Source organism: Pseudomonas sp. MYb541 (assembly GCF_037479595.1).
GTDB lineage: Bacteria > Pseudomonadota > Gammaproteobacteria > Pseudomonadales > Pseudomonadaceae > Aquipseudomonas > Aquipseudomonas canadensis.
This window is the reverse complement of the sequence record NZ_JBBGYS010000017.1, coordinates 52,607-70,681: the sequence shown is the minus strand read 5'-3', so window position 1 is coordinate 70,681 and position 18,075 is coordinate 52,607. Positions and strand designations below refer to the sequence as shown.

Here is an 18,075-nt window from a genome sequence, read left to right as displayed (position 1 = left end):
GCCATGCGCTTGCGTCATATCGAAATCTTCCAGGCCATCCGCCAAACCGGCTCCGTCAGCGCCGCCGCGCAGTTGCTGCACGTGTCGCAACCGGCAGTGACCAAGGTGTTGCAACACGCCGAATTGCAGCTGGGCTTCCCCCTGTTCTTGCGGGTACGCGGCAAATTGCAGCCCACCCCGGAAGCCCTGGCGCTGGAAAGCGAAGTGGAGAAAGTCACCGAAAGCCTGCAAGGGGTGCGGCGCCTGGCCAAGAGTCTGCGCCGTGCGCCGGGCCAGAGCGTACGCATTGGCGCGATCCCGGCGCTGGCCCTTTCGTTGCTGCCACCGGCGATTCTGGAATGGAAGCGCGACTATCCGGACATGGCCTGCGAGCTGTCCAGCGACCACAGCCGAGAGTTGGTGCAAAAGCTGCTGATGCGTGAGATCGACCTGGCGCTGACGCTCAACTTCTCCGGCCATCCGGGGTTGACCACGCAGGTGCTGGCCAACGGTGTGCTGGTGGCACTGGCGTCCAAAGGCTATTGGTCCGACGCCGAGCTGAGCCAGCCGCTACCCCTGGCGGACCTGGCAGGCACCGCATTGATTGGTCTTTCCAGCGCCGACCCGCTGGCAGCGAAACTCGACAGTTACCTGGAAAACGTCGACCCACCGCCGCGGGTGACGATCTCCGTACAAACCTACTCCCTGGCCCGCGCCATGGTGGAGTCCGGCGCCGGCCTCACAGTAATCGACCCCTTTACTGCCCTCGGTGCCTCGACAGCCACCACGTGCATCCGCACACTCACGCCGCCGCTGCCGATTACCCTGTACGCCCTCACCCGCGCCGATGAACCACCGCCGCACATGCTGGCCAATCTGCTGCAGATTTTTGGCCACCGAGCCCGTGAGCTTCTGGAGCGTTTATAGGACGTAATGCATGATCGCCACGAAGTGCAGCAAACTCCCGCCGATCACAAACAAATGCCAGATCCCATGGGAGTGGCGAAGGCGATCCTCCAAGGCAAAAAAGATGATGCCGACGGTGTATAAAACGCCGCCCGACGCCAGCCAGATAAACCCCGCCGTGCCCAATGCGGCGAGCAGCGGCTTGACCGCCACCAGCACGATCCAGCCCATCACCGCGTAAATCACGATCGACAGGATGCGCGCCTCGGAGCGCGGCTTGATCTCCTGCAGGATGCCAATCACCGCCAGCCCCCACACGATGCCAAACAGCGTCCAGCCCCACGGCCCTCTCAAGGTCACCAGGCAGAAGGGCGTGTAACTGCCGGCGATCAGCAGGTAGATCGAAAAGTGATCAACCTTTTGCATGATCTCTTTTCGACGCCCACGCACGCTGTGGTACACCGTGGACGCGCTGTACAGCACCATCAGCGTAAAGCCATAAATCGCCACGCTGACGATCTTCCAGGGGCTGCCGTCCAGGCTTGCCACTACCAACATCCATACGGCGCCAATACACGCCGCGACTGCACCGAGCAAATGGCTCCAAGCGTTGAATCGTTCCCCGTGGTACATGTGCCGCTGACCTCCTGTAACCGTTAAGGGCTGATGGGCAAGCGTCCAGCCTTGCGCATAAGAGTGCAAGTGGCGTGTGACGTTCCGGGGACGGCGCGCGGTTTTGCGGGCACAATCGAGGGTATTCGAACAAGAGCCACGGCCATGCTGATCGACGAAGAATTCACCCTCAAAAAGCTCGAGATCTTCCTGGCGTTCATGCGCACCGGCAACCTGGCCCGTGCTGCCGCCGAGCTGCAAACCAGCAACGTCAGCGTGCACCGCGCCATCCATTCCCTGGAAAATGCCCTGCGCTGCCCGCTGTTCAAGCACGAAGGGCGCAACCTCACGCCGCTGGAAAGCGCCTACGTCTTGGAAGAACGCGCACAGAAGCTGGTGGCCGATGTGGTCGACAGCGTACGCCTCACCCGCGAAGCGGCCGGCTTCTCGGCCGAACGCTTCAAGCTCGGCTCACTGTACTCGCTGACGGTGAAGACCGTGCCGCAGCTGATCATGGGCCTGAAGATCCGCCGCAGCGAACTCAATATCGACCTGATCCTGGGCTCCAACTTCGACCTGCTCTACAAGCTCAAGAACATGGAAGTGGACGCGATCCTCATCTCCCTCGACGAGCACGCCAACGACCCGGACTGCGAACAGATTGCCTTGTTCTCCGACGATATCTTCCTCGCCACCCCGGCGGATTCACCGTTCGACCGCGATCAACAGATCGACCTGGCGGATGTGCGCGACGCAACCTTCATCACCCTCACCCAAGGCTTCGCCACGCACCAGGATGGCAATCGCGTGTTCAAACAGGCGGGGTTCGAGCCGAAGGTGGCGATGCAGGTCAATGACATCTTCACGCTGTTGAGCATGGTCAGTTCAGGCGTGGGTTATGCGCTGTTGCCGGGCAGGATTGCCGCGGTGTATGAGAACCGCGTGAAGTTGATACCGCTGCAACCCCGGTACCGGTTGCAGCAGCATATTGGCGTGGTGTTCTTGAAGGCCAAGGAGCGTGACCCGAACTTGCTGGCGTTGTTGGCGGAGTGTCGGATGTATGCCAATCGCCAAGCGACAGTCTGACAAACCGCTATCGCGGGCAAGCCCGCTCCCACATTTTGATCTGTGAACACATTCAAATGTGGGAGCTGGCTTGCCTGCGATAGGGCCCTCACAGACGATTCAAATCAACCGACCAACCCGCGCACGATGAAATAGAGCAACGAAGGCCCGAGCAGGCAGCCCAGCCCAGTGTGGAACGTCGCCGTCAGCGCGCCATACGGCACCAACCGCCGATCTGTCGCAGCCAAGCCAGCGGTCACGCCGCTCACCGTGCCGGCCAACCCACCAAACACCATCGCCGAACGCGGGTTATCCAAGCCCATCCAGCGCGCCGCCACAGGCGTACCGACCATCACCAGAATCGCCTTGATCAACCCGGTGGCAATCGACAGCGCCATCACATCCGACGTCGCGCCAATCGCCGCACCGGTCACTGGGCCGACGATATAGGTCACGGCACCCGCACCGATGGTGGTCATGCTGATCGCATCGCGATAACCAAAGGCCCAGGCCATGCTCGCACCGACGATAAACGGCAGGATCGTGCCCAACAGCAGCGCAACCACACCGATCATCCCGGCCTTGCGCGCCTCAGTGGCTTGCACTTCAAACGCGGTGGCGACGATGGCGAAGTCGCGCAGCATCGCGCCGCCCATCAGGCCGATGCCGGAGAACAGCGCCAGGTCCGCCAGGCCTTTCTGGCCGCCGGTGATCGTGCCGCCGACCCAGGCCAAGACCAGGCCGATGACAATGGCTATCGCCGAGCCATGGATGCGCCCGAAGGTCAGGCGCTTGGACAGCACCACCGAAATCCACATGACCACGCCAACGAAGGCAAACGCGGTGATCAGGCCGTTGTGTTCCAAACCTTTTTCAATGAGATCCCACATATCAGCGACCTCCTACTGGTGCGATCAGCGGCTCTTCATCGGGCAAGGGTTCGCCCTTGTGCGTGCGGCTGATCAGGGCGATGGTGCAACCACATACCACCACCGACCCAATCGCGGCGAGCACCGCCACCGGCCCACCGTGCAGGGCGGTGACCACGTTTTGTTGCGCAGCCATCGCCACCACCACGGGGATGTACATCGCGCCCCAGAAGCCCACGCCCATTTCGCAATCCTTGGTCATGCCGCCGCGCTTTTGCATCCACAGGCGGGCGCAGATCAGCAGGATCATCGCGATCCCCACCCCGCCCACGTTGGATTTGACGCCCAGCAACACGCCAAGCATGTCGCCCATGATCACGCCCGCGAGCGTGCAGATCGCCAGCAATGCCACACCGTAGATAATCATTGTTGTTGTCCTCAAAGTGCTCGATCGAAATTGTTGTTGTTGTGCTTCGAAAGCCTTGGGTGATGCTTTATCGGTGGCGGCGCTCCTCCTCTTGCAGCAGGGCCTGCAAGGTGTCCAGGCGCGCGCCTTCGCAGGCGATCACCGTGCCTTGTTCGAATACGCGGCGTGACAGACCAGTGAGCACGGCGCCGGGCGGCAGTTCGATTTGCAGGCGCACGCCGCGCTCGTAGGCGCTTTGCACGGTGCCGCGCCAGTCGACGATGCGACACATGTTGAAGGCCAGGTCGTCGCGCAATTGTTCGGGGTTGTGGATCGGCCGCGCACGGGTGCTGCTCAGGTAGGTGATACGCGGTGCCTTGAGCGGCACGAAGGCGTGCGCCAAAGCCTGGGCTGGCTGCTCCAGCAACGCGCAATGAGACGGCACGCTGACAGCCAGTCGCTTGGCGATGCCGTTGCCTTTGATGCGACTGGCGACAAGCCTCATGGCCTGGTCGCTGCCGGCGATCACCGTCTGGTTGTCGGCGTTGATATTGGCCAGGTACACCGGGGTTTCGGGGCTGTGGATTTCGGCCAGCAGGTTTTCGACGGTGGATAACTCCGGGCCGATGATCGCGGTCATGCCGTAGCCCTGTGGATAAGCGTTGTGCATCAGCTCGCCGCGCAGGCTGACCAGCTTGAGAGCGTCGGCGAAATCCAGCGCACCGGCAATCACCGCTGCCGGGTAAGCACCGATGGACAGCCCTGCGACGTAATCCGGCGTGTGCTGCAGCAAGCGGGCGTGGGCCACGCCGGCGATCAGCAGGCAAAGCTGCACGGCGCGAGTACTCGCCAGGGCGTGCGCCGAATCCAATGCACGAACGTCTTCACCCAAGGCTTCGCTGGCGTGTTCCAACACATCGGCCGGCAACGCCTGGAGCATGCCGGGGCGTTGGGCGCCCTGGCCGGGGAAGACAAGAAGGCTGCTCATGCTACGGCCTGCCAAGGGTCGAGGACGAGGTGCGCACCGCTGACCGTTTTCAACAGCACCCGCCGCGATGGACCGGCCCATTCGCGCAGGGCGATAGCGCCGAAAGGTGTTTGCAGTTGCATATCCACAGCGCACGCGGCTTTGTCCAAGGCTGCCAGCAAGTCGCGTGCATCGTTGCGATCCAGCGGCTCGGGCGTGCGCAGAATCAGGTCCAGATCGCTCTGGGCATGCAGCGCTTCAATGCCCGTGGCCAGCTCAAAACCCGCGCTGCCCGTAACCCCCCAATTCAAGGGCGCCAGCACCGGCCGCAGTTGTTCCAGTGCCTGCAAGGCCGGTAAGTCCCGTGTCGAGGCAACATCACGCAGCGCTTCCGGCGTTACTCGCCGCTGCACCGCGGCAATCGGCATTTCGGCGGCAAACCGCTGCTCGCGCAAACGCCCGCGCACGCCTACCGCGACCCAGCCCGGCGTGACGGTGGCACGACGCACCACCACCGTGCCTACTGCCTCCACCGCCCACGCCGGAGCGTCAGCAGGTAGATGCGCCGGGGTCATGCCCCAGAGCAAGTCGTGGGCGCTCACCATTGTTCCCGCAGCAGTTGGCGCACGTGGCTGGAAGCCGCGCGGTTGGTCGCACCAAGGCGGCCGCTCAAGTCGGTGCTGCCAATATCCTTGATCGCACTTACCAGGCAATCGCTGACCCGCGCCACATCCTCCGGCGTGGGCTGTTCAATCTGGCTGACCGACAAGGTTTCCCACAGCAACCCCAGGCTGGCGTAACTGTCGATGTCGTAGGCCATGGGCGGCACGCTGGCGGCCAGGGCTTCCAACTCTTCAACGCTGCGCAGCGTCACGCGCGCGGCCGAGGCCTTGCCCATGGCGTGCACCATCACACCGGGATCGCGCAGGGCAATCAGGCGATTGGCTTGGTACCCATGAGCGAGAAACGCACCGGACATGGCCTTGCCGACCAACAGCGCAATCACCGGGTGCCCCGCCAGACGCGCACGGGCATAGCTGTCGGCGGCGGCGGCCAAGGCCTGGTGGACGCCGAGGGCTTCTTCGCGACGGCCATAGGCTTGGCTCGGTACATCGACGATGGCGATGATCGGGTGCTTGTCGCCAAGGGCGATGGCTTCATCGACGGCCTTCGCCAGACCCCAGCCTTCCAGCAGGCCGACTTCGCCGTTGCGTGCGCGGGGGAAGCGGTTTTGCGCGTCGGTGACCACAGCGATATAGCGCACGGGTTGTTCAGCCAACACACCCTCGGCGACTTTCAACGAGTGTGGCAAACCCTCAACGGCTGTCGCTCCGGCACTCAATGCGTTGAACCACTGCAAACCTCTCATGAGCGATCTCCTTGAAACAGCGCGCGTACCGTCGCCGGGTCGATTTGCGGCGTTGCGTCCAGTTCGGCCAAGCGCGCCAGGTAATAGTCGGCCTGACGACTGCGTTGTTGGGTGGGCAGGCCTTGTTGCAGCAATGCGCTGACGGTCTGTTGAATCTCGGCCACATCGTCAGCGACATAGCGATCGGCCAAGCCGCTGTTGAAGCGTTGCTCACCGCCGGTCAGGCTCCAGATGAAAGGCCGGTCGCGGGAGTCGTACTCCTCAAGCCCCGCTTCCTGTTCGATGACTTGCGGGCCATTCAAACCCAGGCGTGCTTCGCGGGTGACAACAAGGTAACTGCACAACCCGGCCGCGATCGACATGCCGCCAAAGCAACCGACACTGCCCGCCACCACGCCTATCACCGGTTGGTGTTGGCGCAGGTCGACAATCGCCGCGTGGATATCCGCGATGGCCGCCAGGCCCAGGTTGGCTTCCTGCAAGCGCACGCCACCGGTTTCCAGCAGCAGCACGGCGCGGGTGGGAATGCCCTTGCGATTGTCCTCGGCCGCCAGCTCCAAGGCGCCAGCGATTTTTGCGCCGCCGACTTCGCCGAGGCTGCCGCCCTGGAAGTTGCCTTCAATGGCGGCAACCACCACAGGCTTTCCGTCGATGCTGCCCTTGGCGATCACCACACCGTCATCGGCCTGCGGCACTACACCTTGGCGACTGAGCCACGGCGACATGACGCGCTGGAACGGGTCGATCAATTCGCGGTAGGAACCGGCGTCCAGCAACGCCTTGGCCCGCTGCCGAGCACCCAGCTCAACGAAGCTGTGTTTGGCGAGTAAGTCAGTCATGGCCGATCTCCTCGAAACCCTGCTCCAGGCGCAAACGCACCACGCCGGGGGTGGCACCGAAGTCGTGGATATCAATGTTCAAGGCCGGCGGGGTCTGCTCCTGGAAGATGCGCTCGAACAGATGCTGCCAGCGTTGCTCGGCACCATTCACCGAGGTCTGCACCTGGATGGTCAGCGTGCCCGGCGTGCCCGGTTCCAGCAGCACCTCCAGGTCGCCCGAGCCGACGCAACCCACCAGCGCACGGCCTTTTGGCGGCTGCCCGGCGGGGAATTCAAAGGATAAGGTTTCCATCACAACGCTCCGTCGAGGCGGTCGATAAACAGGCAGGCGGCCAACAGGTCGGCGGCGCCGCCGGGGGAGGCATTCAGGGCCAGCAGTTGAAGGTCTAACTCATGCAATTGGCGACGCCCGGCCAGCGTTGCGCTGCCACCTGCATCGAGTACCGCTTGAGCGCCCTGCTGCATCGCTAGCAGGCCTTCGGGACCGGCGCGGTAAAGCACGCAGGTGTCGGCCAGTTCGGTCATGATCGCCAGCAAGGCGTCCAGGCGGGCGTTCTGTTCGCCTGCATTTTGCTGGCGGCTTTTATGCAGTTGCGGCAAGCCACGTTGCACCACCGAGGGAAAGCCCAACTGGGCTTCTTCACGGGCACCGCGTGCGCCGTAGCGCTGGGCAACCTGGGCGCCGTGACTCATCGGTTGCGGGGCATAGCGGTCATTCAGCAAGGCTAATCTGGCGGCGTTCAGGGTGATGGCGCGTGGCTCCAGCGCCGCCGCTGCGGTGAGTAAACCGAGGGCCCAGATCGCGCCGCGATGGGTATTCACGCCGTGGGTGGTGACGAGCATTGCTTGCTCACCTTCACGCCCGATACGGCCGAGGGCTTCGCGCAGGGGCAAGCCGACTTCACCGAACTCAATCGCGGCTTCAGCCATCTCCTTGAACATCGGCCACAGCGACAACGCCGAGGCGTGCATCAGGCCCAGGTGCAGATCGCTATGGGCGCCGTTGCCGCGACGGTCCACCAAGGCAGGTTTGGGCGACAGGTCCGCTTCATCGATTAGCGCATCGACGGCCATGTCCGCCAGGCGTTCAGCGAGGCTCAATTCATGCAGTTTGAGTGCGCGCATTTACCAGCTCCTGAATTTGGCGGGCGGGTTGTACAGGCCACCGGACCAGTCCACCAGGTCGGCCACGCTTTTGGCGGCCAACAGTTCGCGGGTGGCGTCGGTGCGGCGGATGCCCAAGTCTTCGGGCAAGGCAATCAACCCTTCGCGGCGCATGCGCGCGGTGTCCTTGGGGTTGTGGCGCATGCCGATGGCGGTGACGCCTGCAACGGCAGCGATCATCGCCTGGCGTTCTTCCAGGGAGCGCGCCTTGTACAGATAGGCAATGCCCTCTTCGGTGAGCAAGTGGGTGACGTCATCGCCGTAGATCATGATCGGCGCCAGGGGCATGCCGCTTTTGCGGGCGACTTCCACAGCATCGAGGGTGTCGACGAAGGTGGGTTTGCCGCCTTCCTGGAAGGTCTCGACCATTTGCACCACAAGTTTTTTGCCGCGCTCCAACAAGGCTTCGGGCGCATCGTCGTGGCGCATATCCAGCCACGCCGGCGTGCCATGGCGGCGACCGCGCGGGTCGTGCCCCATGTTCGGTGCGCCACCAAACCCAGCGAGGCGGCCACGGGTCACGGTAGAGGAATGGCCGTCACCGTCGACTTGCAGCGTCGCACCGATAAACAGGTCCACCGCGTATTGGCCGGCGAGTTGACAAAACATCCGGTTGGAACGCATCGAGCCGTCGCGGCCGGTGAAGAACACATCCGGCCGTGCGGCGATGTAGTTCTCCATGCCCAGTTCGGTGCCGAAGCAATGCACACTTTCCACCCAGCCGCTTTCAATTGCAGGAATCAGCGTGGGGTGCGGGTTGAGGGTCCAGTTGCGGCAGATCTTGCCCTTAAGGCCAAGGGATTCACCGTAGGTCGGCAGGATCAACTCGATGGCGGCGGTGTTGAAGCCGATGCCATGGTTAAGCGACTGCACATTGTGTTTTTCGTAGATGCCACGGATCGCCATCATTGCCATCAACACGTGCACCGGCTTGATATGGCGCGGGTCGCGAGTGAACAGCGGCTCGATATAGAACGGCTTGTCGGCCACCACCACAAAATCCACCCAGCTCGCCGGGATATCCACGCGCGGCAAATCGGTGACGTCATCCACCAACTGGTTGACCTGCACGATCACGATGCCATCGCTGAACGCGGCGGGCTCGATCAGCGCCGGGGTGTCTTCAGTGCTGGCGCCGGTGTAGATATTGCCGGCGCGGTCGGCCATGAACCCGGCGGAAAGCACCACGTTGGGGATCAGATCCACCACCAGCCGCGCATAGAGTTCGATGTAGGTGTGGATCGCGCCGATTTCCAGCAGACCGTCTTCCAGCAATTGGCTGATGCGCAGGGATTGGGTACCGGCGAAGGAGAAATCCAGCTTGCGGGCGATGCCTTTTTCAAACAGGTCCAGGTGCTCGGAACGGCCGACGCTGGGCATGATCATGTGCAAATCGTGGAGCTTGGACGGGTCGGCTTTGGCGAGGGAGCGCGAGAGGAAATCCGCCTGTTTCTGGTTGTTGCCTTCCAGTACAACGCGGTCGCCGGGGAGGATCAACGCCTCAAGCGCCTCGACGATCCTGTCGCTGGGTAGCACCGCGCCGTCTGCAAACTGTTTGACCAGCCCGAGCCGCCGCTGCTTCTCGTCGCGCCGCCGCGTCCAGCGCGAGTCGGGGGTGATTGTTGTTGTCATGGTCGCTCCACGGGTTTGCTGTCGTGGGCTGTACCTTAGGAGTGATTCAGAGGGCCATCAATCAAGCTCGGCGGCGGATTATTACGGCTGGAGTAACGAAGTCCGTGCGAATGCTGATCGTGAGCCTGATGACATCAAAATGTGGGAGCTGGCTTGCCTGCGATAGCGGTGTGTCATCTGGCGATAAGTCGACTGGTACTCCGCCATCGCAGGCAAGCCAGCTCCCACATTTGATCGATGGTGTTGGTTAAATAGCGGTCCCAATCAGGGAACAATCAGTCCCTGTTTAGGACCGCTTCAAGAGGCTGGCGATGGGCTGACTTGCTCCAACGCTCTATCAACCAACAACTGACCCAACTCTGCCATTTGCTGAATCCCGAGCATGATCGCGCGCTGGGAGGTGTCCAGGTCGAAAGCGAGATTGCAGGTCAGTGCGTTGAGGGAGGACAGGGTTTCGCTGGCGTTGACCAGCAGGGTTTCGGTGTTTTCGTGCGGGTTTACGGTGAAGAGCGGCGGGTTGGGGGTAGGTTTGGCCCTGATGAAGCTCCTAAACAGTGAGTAAGGAGCGCCACCGTTCGCTTGCACGCGAATGAGGGTGGCGACCGTGCGCAGGTGTGCAAGACCGGGCCTGTTTAGGACACCCAGCAGGTCCGAAGACCTCCTGCGCGCAGCCGCCATAAAGCAGCGAGCACAAAAAACGCCCGTTGGATGGCTGGGCGTTCGTACGCCTAAACAGTTTCGTCGGACTTGCACGTCCGTGTCACCGTTTTTTGCGATGACAGGACGAAGACTAGGCGCGCTGACGGCACGCGACAAGTTCATGCACAGCCCAAAATCTTGCAGGAAAAATCCGAAGCCAGCCGGTCTACAACTTCATGTCTACTCTCACAGCCCCCAAACCTTCAAGCGGATAGCTGCGGTACTCATAAACCTCACCACGAACAGTGAGGTGGATGACGCCATCCTGCCGGGTCACTTGAACATCCGGCGCTTTGGTTTTCAAAAAGGGATGTGCCGAAACCAGCGCTGTCAGTATCTCCCGATCACTACCTAAGTCTTTATGAACGTAGTACCTGTAGGAAAATCCCACTGTCGCGCCGCCCTGACCGTCACGTGCTCCATAAATTGAGCTGCCGTTGCCCAAGGAGTGTTTCAAAACCACTTCGTCCAAATCCGGTGTACCGGATGACATGATCCAATTGCCCCCGATATAAATCAGGCAGGCTACCAGCAGGCAGTTGCGCAGGACCGGCAAGAGGCCCTTAGTAGCCCTGAGAAATTGCATACTCAATACCCCTCCTTATCCAATATTGATCTCGAGGATCATCGCCAAAAGGGTCTGCGCCCCACCATGATCCAAATTCCGGCTTGGTGGTTTTTGCGAATGCTTGAGCAACACCTGCTGCCCGTAACAGAACATGCTCGGGAATGCCCAGCACCGTACCTGTAGCACCATAATTGAAGTTACCAAAAGCTTCGTACTGACGCCCTCGCTTCTTGTAGTTCCATGGGCCGGCAGCCCTGACCTGTGAGTAAAACCAGGAATAAGCGAATGCCGAGCCTGGCTGGAGATGAGTGCCTTTACACTTGGCGGTCGCCATATTTTCGAGAAGAGAAACACCCGGCGGCATTAACGGTACGGCCATTTGCGAATCCTTGCTGGCTGTGAGGAGCGCTGAACCTAGCACCCCACCTGGCACTGAACATCCCGCGCAATCCAGATACAGAACTTGCCTACAACAACTCCATCCCGTTCCGACATATTGGTTTTCTCCACACAGAGCCTGGGAACGAGCGCGATTTAGTGTAGGAGCTGGCTTGCCAGCGATAGCGGTGGGTCATTTGTTAATGAGTGGGCTGGCAGACCGTCATCGCCGGCAAGCCGGCTCCTACAGGGATCTATGCCAAACCGGATTCGACCAGCAGGGCCTCAAGCCCCATCAGATCCGGCACCTTCGCCACATGCTCCCCCACCTGCACCGCCGCCAGCTCCAGCGGGCACAGCGGCACGTCCACGTAGCTCAATTCACTATCAAGCTTGTACGACCGGGGAATCCCCTGGATCACCAGCGCAATAAACTTCAGTGTCGGCCGCCCACCCAGCGCGTTCAACACCACTATCCGCGAGCGTTCGCCGGTCACGCTGGCTTCACCGCACACCGCTTCAAAGCTGATCAACGGGATTTGCCGATCGCGCCAGGTCACTTGCCGCAAATACCACGGCGGTGCATCGCTGGCCGGTTCGCCGCGCTGAAAGTCGATCAGTTCGGCGATGGCGACGTTGGGCAGCACCAGATGGCGGTCGGCCAGGGGCAGCAGCAGGCCGGTGAGTTGGCTGGTGCGGTGGTCAAGCATGGGACTTGCTCCAGTAGGCGATGCTTTCGAGCAGCACCGATTCCTGGTACGGCTTGCCGAGGTAGTCATTCACGCCGATGGCCATGGCGCGGTCGCGGTGTTTCTGGCCGGTGCGCGAGGTGATCATGATGATCGGCAGGCGCATCAGCCGGGGGTCGTTGCGCACTTGGGTGGCGACTTCGAAGCCGTCCATGCGCGGCATTTCGATGTCGAGCAGCATCAGGTCCGGGGTGTGCTCTTCCAGCACGGCGAGGGCGTCGATGCCGTCTTTGGCGGTGAGCACGTTCATGCCGTTGCGTTCCAGCAGGCGGCTGGTGACTTTGCGCACAGTGACCGAGTCGTCCACCACCAGCACCAGCAACGGACGCTTTTTCAGCGGGTCGTTGAGGATCAGCGGCGCATCCACTGACTGCGCCGGCAAGGCCGCTGGGCGGGCGCGGATATGCGCCAGCAAGTCGATGATCAACACCACGCGGCCATCGCCCAGAATCGTCGCGCCAGACAAACCCTGCACGCCGGCAAACTGCGGCCCCAGGCCCTTGACCACGATTTCCCGCGTGCCGGCCATGGCGTCCACATGGATCGCCACGCGCCGCTCGTTGCATTGCACCAGCAGTACCGGGACCGGTTGATATTGGCCCAACAGTTTCGGGCGGCTGACGGTGTGCAACAGGTCGCCCAGGTAAAACAGCTCGTAACGCTGGCCGGCGTATTCATAACGCGGTGGATCTTGCTGGTAGTGCCCCGCCAGCTCATGGGGCAACACACGCACCAGGCCTTCGATGGTGTTGAGCGGGATCGCATATTGGTCGTCCGCACATTGCACCATCAGCGCGCGGTTGACCGACACGGTGAACGGCAGGCGAATACGGAAGTGCACGCCCATACCCGGCGTCGAGTCGATGAACATCGAACCGCCCAACTGACGCACTTCCTCATGCACCACGTCCATACCCACACCACGCCCGGAAATCTGCGTGATCTTTTCCGCCGTGGAGAAGCCCGGTTGCAGGATGAACTGCAACACGTCGCGGTCGCTGATCTCCTGATTGGGATCGAGCAAACCACGCTTGATCGCCTTGCGCCGCACCGCCTCCAGCGGCACACCCGCGCCGTCGTCGCGCATGTCGAAGACGATGTCGCCGCCTTCGTGGGTCAGGTCCAGGGTGATGCGACCTTTCTCCGGCTTGCCGGCCAGCAGCCGTGCATCGCGGGACTCCAGGCCATGGTCGACGGCGTTGCGCAGCATGTGTTCCAGCGGCGCGGCCATGCGCTCCAGTACGTTGCGGTCCATCTCGCCCTCGGCATTGCCGACAATGAACTCCACGTCTTTGCCCAGCTCCCCCGCCACTTGGCGCACGATGCGCTTGAGGCGCGGCAGCATGCGTTCGAACGGCACCATGCGCGTGCGCATCAGGCCTTCCTGCAACTCGGTGTTGATGCGTGCCTGCTGCTGCAGCAGGTCGTGGGCGTCTTCGTTGCGGCGCTCAAGGGTGTCCTTGAGGTCGAGCAGGTCAGAGGCAGATTCGGACAACGCGCGAGACAGTTGCTGCAACTGCGAATGACGGTCCATTTCCAGCGGGTCGAAGTCTTCATAGCCCAGGCGCTCAGCCTCGGCTTGCTGGCGGCTGAGGATACGACCCTGGGTTTCGGTGTCGAGGCGACGCAGTTGGTCGCGCATGCGCTCAATCGTAGTTTCCACTTCGGTCAGGGCGATGCGTGCGTCGTTGACTTGCTGTTCGATGCGGCCACGGAAGATCGAGGTTTCACCGGCCAGGTTGACCAGGTCGTCGAGCAGCTCGGCAGAGATCTTCACCATGTCGGCCATCGGATCGACCACGGCCTCCGCCTTGCCCGCCGGCAACGCCAATGGCGTCACGGGCTCATCGCTCGGGTGCACCAGGCTTTTGATGCGCTCGATGAGCTTGTCCACCGAGCCGACCGGCAAGCCGTCCGCCACCGCGTCGATCATCTGCGCCAGGCGGTCATGGCAGCCTTGCAGCAACGCGAACAACTCCGAGGATGGCGCGAGCAATCCGGCGGACAGGCCTTCATACAGAAATTCCAGCTCATGGGCCAGGTCGCCAATGGGCGCAATCTCAACCATGCGCGCGCCGCCCTTGAGGGTGTGCAGGTCGCGCAGCAGGGTCTCCACTTCCTGGCGATTGCCGGGCTCGGCCTGCCAGCGCGACAGCGCAGCACTGGAGCTGTCGAGGATGTCTGCGGCCTCTTCGAGGAAGATATCCAGCAGCTCAGGGTCGGCGCCGGACGCGGGCGGCGCGGCGACCGGTGCCGCTGGCGCGCTGCCTTGGCGCAGTGCGCGCACCCTGGCGATCAGCTCCGCGCTATCGCTCAGGGGCTGGTGATGGTGCAGTTCTTCAAGCTGCAAGGCGAGGCGCTCATGGCTGGCCATCAGCACGTGGGACAGTTCGGCAGAGTAGCTGTAGCGGCGGTCCACCAGCCCTTCATACAGGCATTCCAACTCGTGGGCCAGGTCGCCAATCAGCTCGATTTCAGCCATGCGCGCACCGCCCTTGAGGGTGTGCAGATCGCGTTGCAACGACGACAGCGGCGCGGCGTTGTCGGGCTCCAGCAACCAGCGCTTGAGCGACTGCCCGGCGCTGTCGAGGATGTCCACGGCTTCTTCGAGGAAGATCTCGACGATCTCGTCGTCCATCGCCGTTTGGTGATCCAACTGCTGTGTGGCGGCGCCCAGTTCGGCAATGCTCAGCGCACGGCTGCCATCGCTTTTGATCAGGCCGGTGGCGGACGGGTCGAGGGCTTCATCCAGCAGCTCACGCAGGGCTTGGACACGAGCCGGCGCCGGGCTGATTTCCTGGCCGGCGGCCAGTTGGTCGAGCATGCTGATCAGCGCTTCATGGGCCTGTTCGGCCTCATGGAAAAACCGCTCGCTGACCGCCAGGCTGCTTTCCTCAACGGCGCCGTACAGATCGAGCAAGGCTTCGCAGAGTGCGTCGATGGCGTACAGGTCGGCAACGTGCGCGCCCTCCCCCAACGTGGTCAATTCATCCAGCAGCGCAGTGAGTTCCTGGCGATCGCCGGGGTGTTGTTGCCAGCGACGCAGCAGGCTCTCGGCGTCGAGCAGGATGTCCATGCCCTGGGCCAGGAAGTTGGCGATCAGTTGTGGATCGCGCTTGATGCGCACGTCGAGCAGTGCTTCAAGTTGCTGATCCAGCAAACGTTGGGTGCGGCTGATCAAGTCCTCTGCACCGTTGATCGGCGCCAGGGGATCGCTCTCCAGATCCCGTAGACCCCGCTGGAACAGTCCTTCGGCTTCCAGCAACAACTCCACTTCGTCCAGGTCCAGCGGCAGGCGGTGGGCCTTGTACTCGCGGGTCAGGTGGTCGAGCGGGCGCGCCAGCTCGGCAATGGGCAGCACGCCAGCCATATAGGCGCTGCCCTTGAGGGTGTGCAGGGCGCGTTGCAGTTCATCGCTGACTTGCAGCGGCACATGCTCGGCGGCCTGTTGCAGGAAGTGGTTGAGGCTGTCCAGATGGCTTTGGGCTTCGTTGCGGAAAATCTCCAGCAGCATCGGATCATGAGGCTCGGCGGCCAGCGCGGGTGTACCGCTGGCCAAGGCGTGGGCACGGGCGGCCAGGGCGTCGACTTCATCGCGTTGACGCTGGTCGTCGATGGCAAAGTCAGCGATCAACTCCGGCAGCAAGGCCACCGCTTCATCCAGCACCTGCTGCACATCCGGACCGAGGGTCACGCTGCGTTCCAGCACACGGTTCAGCAGGTTCTCCACAGCCCAGGCCAACTCCGCCAAGACCAGGGCGCGCACCATGCGCCCGCTGCCTTTGAGGGTGTGGAAGGCGCGGCGCATTTCGGCCTGAGCGGTCTTGTCCGCGCTGTTAGGCAGGTAACGGTGCAGCACCTCGAGGACTTCGTCGGTCTCCTCAAGGAAGACTTCGCGCAGTTCATCATCGATAGGCTCTTCATCGGCCGGCGGCGGCAACAGGCTGCCAGGGCGCTGCAGGGCCGGCGGGTTCAGCCGCGACGTTGGGCTGGCGAGTGCGTCGAACTGCGATTGGCTCGGCGTAACCTCGACCGAGAGCGCGCCATCCGGTACGACCAAGGCCTGGCGCCAGGGTTTTTCGTCGGGCAGGTAACCCAGTGCAGCCAAGCCTTGGGTGGCCAATTCCAGCACACGCTCACCCGCCGCATCCGGGTCCTGGAGCATGCGCTCCAGGTAATATTCCAGGCTGCTGATCACGTCGGCGAAATGCGCCAGTTGCATCTCGGAAGGCGGTGCATCGTTGCCCATCAACTGCTCGTCGACGTAATCGGTGCAGCCGCGCATCAGGCTTGCCGCGCGGGGTAACGGGATCATCGCCAGGGCGCCACGCACCTGGCTCAGCAGCTCCGGCAAGGACTCCAGGCGCTGGCGATCCCAATCGGCTTCGATGCAGTCGATCACCAGTTCCTTGGCCTGCTTGAGGCACTGGCAGGACTCACGGATAACCAACTGGTGGATCTGCGTCAGGTCGGTGGTGGGCAAGCGGCTTTCTTCGCGGCTTTCCGGTTCGACGGTGCCAACCATGCCCGCCAACGTGGCTTCGACGTAGAGCAAGGCGCCGGCGACATCCATCAATACAGCGTCATTGGGTTCGCGCTGGCCTTGGACCAGGCTCAGCACCACGGCGAGTTGGTCGATGATGACTTTACGCGGCTGGCCGAAGCCCAGCACCGCCAGGGTGTCGGCGATCTGCCGCAACGGCGCCAGCAGTGCATCAAGGTCGCTGGTGTGCTGGCGGTCGCTGCGTACGAACAAGTCGAGGCGTTCTTTGACCCGAACCAGCTCTTCACACAAGGCGCCCAGCACCGAGCCCATGGCGTTACGATCCGGCCCGGCCAGACGGGCGCGTTCGGCATCGACCACGGCGCTGTCGGGCAAGGCCTCATCAAGGCCGTAGCGTTCCTTGAGGCTTTGCATGCGCGGCGTCGGACGGGTGACCTTGGCCACATAGAACAGCAGGCTCTTGAGCAATTCATCCGGCGCCGGCTGGTTGATCCCGCCGATGCCCTGGGCCAACAGGCGCTTGAGCTGTTTATCACTGGCCTTGAGCAGGCTGCGCAGCGCCGGGCTGTTGGCGATCACGCCAGTCAGCATGCCTTCGACCAGCGCCGAGGTGACCTGCCACAGCGGCAACAGCGGCGCGCCTTGGCACAGTGCCTCGAGGCGTGCGAACACCCGCGCCATGTCTTCCAGGTTGCTGGGACCATGGTCTTCACGCAGCAGCCCGGCCAGCGCCTGCTGCAAAAGCTGGTGCCACTGGCGCAGTTGCTCTTTCAGGTCGGGCACCGCGCGTTGGGCCAGGGCTTCATCGGGCAGCGGCGCAATCGTCAGCAGTTGCGGGCTGAACAGGCTGGTCTCCGACAGCAGGCTTTCGCCGCGCGCACTGCGCAGGTCATTGAGCAGTGGCAACACCACCAGCGGCAGGTCGCGGCGGGCGCTGTGCACGCGGTCCAGGTACAACGGCAATTGAGTCAGGGCCTGTTGCAGCAGGCGGATGCTTTCGTCGCGCTGACCGACACTCCCGGCTTGCAGGGCCAGCGCCAGCGCTTCGACTTCTTCCGCCAACAGCGCCGCGCCGTAGAACTCGACCATCTGCAACGCGCCATGCACTAGATGGACACACGCCAGGCACTCGCTGATCGCTTCGGCGTCTGAGGTTTCGACGTACGCGTCTAGCGCCGAACGGGCCTGTTTCAGGGTTTCGGCAATGTCGCCCTTGACCCATTCGAGGGCCACGTAGTCGTGCCGATCAACCATAACTGCTCCGCTTAGAATTCGTGGGTTGCTGGTGGTACGAGATCTCAAGACAGATAGAGATCAAATGTGGGAGGGGGCTTGCCCCCGATGGCGATGCATCAGTCAAAGATTGGGT

At 62.5% G+C, this 18,075-nt stretch carries 17 protein-coding genes; 2 read left to right on the top strand and 15 right to left on the bottom strand.

The window, feature by feature from the left end; all coding sequences use genetic code 11:
- Positions 1-3: 3 nt before the first annotated feature.
- Positions 4-906 (top strand): LysR family transcriptional regulator, encoded by a 903-nt coding sequence (locus WH299_RS12635; RefSeq protein WP_122729606.1) that lies wholly within the window; start codon positions 4-6, stop codon positions 904-906.
- Here WH299_RS12635 and trhA read toward each other — a convergent pair.
- On the bottom strand, positions 901-1,518 hold the full coding sequence (trhA, locus tag WH299_RS12630; protein WP_010207192.1) for a PAQR family membrane homeostasis protein TrhA: 618 nt from the start codon (positions 1,516-1,518) through the stop codon (positions 901-903). The two genes, WH299_RS12635 and trhA, sit on opposite strands and share 6 nt — an antisense overlap.
- A 144-nt stretch (positions 1,519-1,662) precedes the next feature.
- On the opposite strand from trhA, the gene WH299_RS12625 reads away from it, so the two are divergent.
- Positions 1,663-2,583: a LysR family transcriptional regulator gene (locus tag WH299_RS12625; RefSeq protein WP_122729608.1), complete on the top strand. Its 921-nt coding sequence runs from the start codon at positions 1,663-1,665 to the stop codon at positions 2,581-2,583.
- Between the two features lie 104 nt (positions 2,584-2,687).
- Here WH299_RS12625 and madM read toward each other — a convergent pair whose 3' ends face one another.
- The 14 genes from madM to WH299_RS12555 all read right to left on the bottom strand — a co-directional run bounded on the left by madM (position 2,688) and on the right by WH299_RS12555 (position 17,960).
- Entirely contained in the window at positions 2,688-3,452 is a 765-nt protein-coding gene (madM, locus tag WH299_RS12620) for a malonate transporter subunit MadM (protein ID WP_123474961.1), read from the bottom strand.
- 1 nt (position 3,453) lies between these two features.
- Positions 3,454-3,858 (bottom strand): malonate transporter subunit MadL, encoded by a 405-nt coding sequence (gene madL / locus WH299_RS12615; protein ID WP_015886323.1) that lies wholly within the window; start codon positions 3,856-3,858, stop codon positions 3,454-3,456.
- Between the two features lie 67 nt (positions 3,859-3,925).
- Positions 3,926-4,825: a malonate decarboxylase subunit epsilon gene (mdcH, locus tag WH299_RS12610; RefSeq protein ID WP_339550414.1), complete on the bottom strand. Its 900-nt coding sequence runs from the start codon at positions 4,823-4,825 to the stop codon at positions 3,926-3,928.
- Positions 4,822-5,409 carry a malonate decarboxylase holo-ACP synthase gene (locus tag WH299_RS12605; RefSeq protein ID WP_339550413.1) on the bottom strand — a complete coding sequence of 196 codons (588 nt, stop codon included), beginning with the start codon at positions 5,407-5,409 and terminating at the stop codon, positions 4,822-4,824. The genes mdcH and WH299_RS12605 overlap by 4 nt, the downstream gene beginning before the upstream one ends.
- The gene (gene mdcE, locus WH299_RS12600; RefSeq protein WP_339550411.1) at positions 5,403-6,173 is read right to left on the bottom strand and encodes a biotin-independent malonate decarboxylase subunit gamma; all 771 of its coding nucleotides are present in this window, start codon (positions 6,171-6,173) and stop codon (positions 5,403-5,405) included. The genes WH299_RS12605 and mdcE overlap by 7 nt, the downstream gene beginning before the upstream one ends.
- The gene (locus tag WH299_RS12595) at positions 6,170-7,012 is read right to left on the bottom strand and encodes a biotin-independent malonate decarboxylase subunit beta (protein WP_122729618.1); all 843 of its coding nucleotides are present in this window, start codon (positions 7,010-7,012) and stop codon (positions 6,170-6,172) included. The genes mdcE and WH299_RS12595 overlap by 4 nt, the downstream gene beginning before the upstream one ends.
- On the bottom strand, positions 7,005-7,304 hold the full coding sequence (locus WH299_RS12590) for a malonate decarboxylase subunit delta (RefSeq protein WP_015886328.1): 300 nt from the start codon (positions 7,302-7,304) through the stop codon (positions 7,005-7,007). Before WH299_RS12590 ends, WH299_RS12595 begins: the two co-directional genes overlap by 8 nt.
- Positions 7,304-8,137 carry a triphosphoribosyl-dephospho-CoA synthase gene (locus WH299_RS12585; RefSeq protein ID WP_122729620.1) on the bottom strand — a complete coding sequence of 278 codons (834 nt, stop codon included), beginning with the start codon at positions 8,135-8,137 and terminating at the stop codon, positions 7,304-7,306. Before WH299_RS12585 ends, WH299_RS12590 begins: the two co-directional genes overlap by 1 nt.
- Positions 8,138-9,808, bottom strand: coding sequence for a malonate decarboxylase subunit alpha (gene mdcA, locus WH299_RS12580; RefSeq protein WP_339550410.1), 1,671 nt, complete (start codon positions 9,806-9,808; stop codon positions 8,138-8,140). It abuts the gene before it with no gap.
- A 297-nt stretch (positions 9,809-10,105) separates the two neighbouring features.
- A complete protein-coding gene (locus WH299_RS12575) occupies positions 10,106-10,348 on the bottom strand; it encodes a DUF6124 family protein (protein ID WP_339550437.1) in 243 nt (80 codons plus the stop codon).
- 325 nt (positions 10,349-10,673) lie between these two features.
- A complete protein-coding gene (locus WH299_RS12570; RefSeq protein WP_122729624.1) occupies positions 10,674-11,093 on the bottom strand; it encodes a hypothetical protein in 420 nt (139 codons plus the stop codon).
- A complete protein-coding gene (locus WH299_RS12565) occupies positions 11,071-11,454 on the bottom strand; it encodes a polymorphic toxin type 44 domain-containing protein (RefSeq protein ID WP_122729626.1) in 384 nt (127 codons plus the stop codon). The genes WH299_RS12570 and WH299_RS12565 overlap by 23 nt, the downstream gene beginning before the upstream one ends.
- A 253-nt stretch (positions 11,455-11,707) precedes the next feature.
- Positions 11,708-12,163 carry a chemotaxis protein CheW gene (locus tag WH299_RS12560; protein ID WP_010207210.1) on the bottom strand — a complete coding sequence of 152 codons (456 nt, stop codon included), beginning with the start codon at positions 12,161-12,163 and terminating at the stop codon, positions 11,708-11,710.
- A complete protein-coding gene (locus WH299_RS12555) occupies positions 12,156-17,960 on the bottom strand; it encodes an Hpt domain-containing protein (RefSeq protein WP_339550409.1) in 5,805 nt (1,934 codons plus the stop codon). Before WH299_RS12555 ends, WH299_RS12560 begins: the two co-directional genes overlap by 8 nt.
- Between the last annotated feature and the right edge of the window lie 115 nt (positions 17,961-18,075).

What these genes read in the sequence shown, in the direction of transcription:
- WH299_RS12565 (WP_122729626.1), bottom strand. Translation starts at nt 11,454, where the DNA reads ATGGCCGTACCGTTAATGCCGCCGGGTGTTTCTCTTCTCGAAAATATG.
- WH299_RS12635 (WP_122729606.1), top strand. Translation starts at nt 4, where the DNA reads ATGCGCTTGCGTCATATCGAAATCTTCCAGGCCATCCGCCAAACCGGC.
- WH299_RS12560 (WP_010207210.1), bottom strand. Translation starts at nt 12,163, where the DNA reads ATGCTTGACCACCGCACCAGCCAACTCACCGGCCTGCTGCTGCCCCTG.
- WH299_RS12625 (WP_122729608.1), top strand. Translation starts at nt 1,663, where the DNA reads ATGCTGATCGACGAAGAATTCACCCTCAAAAAGCTCGAGATCTTCCTG.
- mdcE (WP_339550411.1), bottom strand. Translation starts at nt 6,173, where the DNA reads ATGAGAGGTTTGCAGTGGTTCAACGCATTGAGTGCCGGAGCGACAGCC.
- WH299_RS12570 (WP_122729624.1), bottom strand. Translation starts at nt 11,093, where the DNA reads ATGCAATTTCTCAGGGCTACTAAGGGCCTCTTGCCGGTCCTGCGCAAC.
- WH299_RS12590 (WP_015886328.1), bottom strand. Translation starts at nt 7,304, where the DNA reads ATGGAAACCTTATCCTTTGAATTCCCCGCCGGGCAGCCGCCAAAAGGC.
- madM (WP_123474961.1), bottom strand. Translation starts at nt 3,452, where the DNA reads ATGTGGGATCTCATTGAAAAAGGTTTGGAACACAACGGCCTGATCACC.
- trhA (WP_010207192.1), bottom strand. Translation starts at nt 1,518, where the DNA reads ATGTACCACGGGGAACGATTCAACGCTTGGAGCCATTTGCTCGGTGCA.
- madL (WP_015886323.1), bottom strand. Translation starts at nt 3,858, where the DNA reads ATGATTATCTACGGTGTGGCATTGCTGGCGATCTGCACGCTCGCGGGC.
- WH299_RS12595 (WP_122729618.1), bottom strand. Translation starts at nt 7,012, where the DNA reads ATGACTGACTTACTCGCCAAACACAGCTTCGTTGAGCTGGGTGCTCGG.
- WH299_RS12555 (WP_339550409.1), bottom strand. Translation starts at nt 17,960, where the DNA reads ATGGTTGATCGGCACGACTACGTGGCCCTCGAATGGGTCAAGGGCGAC.
- mdcH (WP_339550414.1), bottom strand. Translation starts at nt 4,825, where the DNA reads ATGAGCAGCCTTCTTGTCTTCCCCGGCCAGGGCGCCCAACGCCCCGGC.
- WH299_RS12605 (WP_339550413.1), bottom strand. Translation starts at nt 5,409, where the DNA reads ATGGTGAGCGCCCACGACTTGCTCTGGGGCATGACCCCGGCGCATCTA.
- WH299_RS12585 (WP_122729620.1), bottom strand. Translation starts at nt 8,137, where the DNA reads ATGCGCGCACTCAAACTGCATGAATTGAGCCTCGCTGAACGCCTGGCG.
- mdcA (WP_339550410.1), bottom strand. Translation starts at nt 9,808, where the DNA reads ATGACAACAACAATCACCCCCGACTCGCGCTGGACGCGGCGGCGCGAC.